This window comes from Psychrobacter sp. TPE 89C (genome assembly GCF_055522395.1).
Genome location: NZ_JBVFXW010000089.1, coordinates 1 through 3,550, shown reverse-complemented (window position 1 = coordinate 3,550; position 3,550 = coordinate 1). Strand labels below are relative to the sequence as shown.

The window sequence follows — 3,550 nt, the reverse complement described above, 5'->3', positions numbered from 1 at the left end:
TCTTTTGGAAAAAAAATTAAAAAAAAGTTGACTTATATATTCATTTTGTAGCATGTATGTTATATTCATTATTATGAAATTATCAAAACGACTTCTCTAAATGTCATTATCAAAACACCTTAGGAGAAACTAATATGATTCGTGTAAGCTACACTCTCAAATGCTGGATGCTAGGTATCACCTACTTTTCAGTATTTTATTTCATCGTTGTCATGAGCGACCCTAGCTTTGCTAAATATGCCTATGCATTAGCACTAAGCACTTTACTCTTCCCTATTGCCAAGCGTGCCGTCGATGTCATGACAGATTTTTTTGCACCGGATATAGAGCTTTTCAATGGATTGTTGCCATCGATCTTGATTAATGTCGTCATCTGGATATTTACGCCAGTTATCGTCGCATTCACCATAGTTGCATACTTACTGTATAGCATGGGTGTAATGACAGAAAATATCAGTCATTGATTTTTTGGTCAGTAAGCCTAAATGATAAGCTAAGCAAAATTATCTTGAACTCAACACGGCGATCACTCGTTGACTAAATAGTGAGAGCTAACACCTCTCTATTGATTAAAACGTATCATTGTTATGGATAACCTCTAGTTACGGTTTGTCAGTTCATCTTATCTCTTTACTTTATTTCTTACTCACATTAAAAAGCGCCCCCATATGGGAGCGCTTTTTTATTATCTATTAAATATTATTGAATAATATTAAATAACATTATCAATTATATCAGTTTGGATGTATAACTTCGCCGTACTACCAGTGTCTTGGTACAGATCATAACCTGCTTGATCAGAAGCACCAGACTTAGTCATACCAGATACATTGACGGTATCAACGCTATCACCTTTGATAAATAACTGGTTATTACCATCAGTCATACTAATAACATCACTCAATCCTAGATCTAGTGTTTGAGCAATATTATTCGTCAAATCAAGAGTTTCAAAGTTACTAACATTACTCATATCAGCGCTAGCAGTAATACTCGTGTCGGTAATGATTAAGGTATCATTCTCTCGACTACCATCTAAGTTTGTGCCGCCATCAATAGAAACATCATCTTTATCAAATACGATAACGTCGCTACCCTCACCACCTAGTAAAGTATCTGCACCGCTCAGACCAACTAGAGTATCATCTCCTGCACCGCCACTCAGCGTTTCCGCTTGGTTAGTACCGACTAAATAGTCATTATCATCAGTACCACGTGGGGCAACATCATCCATTGAGTCTGGGTTTGACGGTGTTGCGTACTCATCATAGTTCAAAGTAACCGTTGAGCTGGCCGTATCACCATCCGAGTCTGTATATTCAAATTTAAACACATCGACATCATCTATACCAGCTTGGACAATATCAGCAATGTTTGAAACTGGTTGGAATTTATAGCTACCATCAGCATAACCAGTAAATAAACCATAGTCAGTCTGGAGTTCATAATTAGTTGAATCACCATCTGTATCGACTACTGCAATCGTTTGGTCACTATCTGTTGTTGAAACGCCTGACCAGATAATACCAGCGCTCGTCGGATCAGTATAATCAACAGCATCTGCACCAACTGCGACTTGTCCTGCGATCACAACGTTATTTGCTAATTCAGGCAATGGATTTAACGGAGTTAGCTTACCGATAATGTCATAAGTGTTTGCCTGATTTTCATTACTGTTAACCACAAAGGTGCTTTCATCATCTAAAGCAGGATCATAAGAACCCTCACGTGTCGTTTGATAAGCTTTTAGGAACTCTTTGTTTTTATCAGAGTCAACAGCTGCATTTGGATCTTTATTTACAAGCTCCAGATCAAGCTTATATTGCTGACCAGCAATCGTTATAACCTGAGATGCATTCGGTATAACAATGAAGTCACCTTGAACATAGGTATCATCATAAACAGCTGGGTCGAGGCCATAAGTTTCGGCCGTTGCACTATTAGGAGTTTCGTTATGCTTCATCTCATAGTCAACAGAAACGTTCTGAGGGTTACCGTTCACATCAATGGTAAAGTCGACATTAAGGTTAGTATCAACCAACGTCCCACCATCTCCAAAGATACCAAAGTTAATGTGAGTGAAATCACCTAGATCGATATCAGACGAGAAGTCAATTTCTGAACCCTCACCTTGATAGCTGGTATTTTCATAAGTGGTATATCCTGCAGGAGTATCTCCTGCAGGTCTACCCCAATAAATACCTTCATCCAAAGAGTCTACATAAGAGTTACCATCACCAGCTTGGTATGTAGCATCTTGTTCAGCAGACAACGTCCCAGTTGAACCGCCATAGTCTCTAGAGTCAACAGTAGTACCTGCACTGCCACTAGCAACATTATCCGCATCAGCAATTAGATAACCATCTCTCGTGGGCGTTGTAAATAGGGTTTGGTTAAAACCTGTTTGTAAGCCGCTAAGCGTAATTGTCTCTTGCTGAACGTCAATATTCCAAACCACAGGTTGCGGCGCAGGAGAGTCATCTTCGATAACAGCCAGCAGCGCATCAGATTTCACCAATGAATCAGTAGCAGTAGCATTTTCAAACACTTCTACACCGAAGTTAACAGATAATATATCTTCAATATTATCACCTTGTGTGTGGTCTACAGGTGCGCCTAGTACTACATCATATCCAAACTGATAACCATCAGCTATGGCTTCTTTATTACCATTTAAACTTATGGTTAGAACATTCTGAACTTGAGAAGCACCAGTACTGTCCGTATATGTATATTCACCAACGATATTACCTGTTGCCGAATCAATACGGAAATCTACTGGATTGCCTTGACTCGTAATACCATTATCTACTGTTGGCAATACGAATTTGACTACTGCGCTGTCGAGGCTGGTATCAGTGTCAGTTACTCGGATCCAGTTGCTATCAGTATCAGTTGCTGAGTCAGTGGTATCTAAATCTGAATCTGGATTGCTATCTGGATTACCTCCAACCAAACCTTCTTCAGAAACACGGCCAGGCGACACTACTGAGATGCTAGTTGGTTGATCGTAATCGATGGTAACCGTTGCTTCGTTTGAAGTCTCATTAGTGAGGTCGTCTACGGTGTAGCTGATTGGCGTTGGGTTATCAGTGAAGCCTGCTTCTGGCGTAAAGGTAATGTCACCAGTGACTGGATCAACGACCCATGAGCCTTCGCCTGGTACGTCAACCGATTTGCCGTCATCAGCAATGGTGCCACCTGCTGGTGATTGGCTGATCACAACGGTTGTTGGATCTAAGTCGCCTTCAATATCAGTGTCGTTACTGACTACAGCCACAGTAACTGCATCACCAATTATTTGATCCAGTTTTTCGTCATCGACAGCGACTGGCGCATTTGGTCGGTATTCAACAGTAACGGTCGCTTCATTTGAAGTCTCACCAGTACGGTCATCAACGGTGTAGTTGATTGGCGTTGGATCAGCAGTAAAGCCTGCTTCTGGCGTAAAGGTAATGTCACCCGTGGTTGGATCAACGACCCATGAACCTTCGCCTGGTACGTCAACCGATTTGCCGTCATCAGCAATGGTGCCACCTGCTGGTGATTG

2 protein-coding genes are annotated in these 3,550 nt (G+C 41.0%); one reads left to right on the top strand and one right to left on the bottom strand.

Annotated features, from left to right (window positions below):
* Nucleotides 1-134 precede the first annotated feature (134 nt).
* Nucleotides 135-464, top strand: coding sequence for a hypothetical protein (locus ACZW67_RS14160; RefSeq protein WP_465183785.1), 330 nt, complete (start codon nt 135-137; stop codon nt 462-464).
* A gap of 248 nt (nt 465-712) precedes the next feature.
* Here the strand turns inward: ACZW67_RS14160 and ACZW67_RS14155 are convergent.
* Nucleotides 713-3,550: Ig-like domain-containing protein (locus ACZW67_RS14155; protein ID WP_465183784.1), on the bottom strand; the 2,838-nt coding region annotated here is incomplete at its 5' end.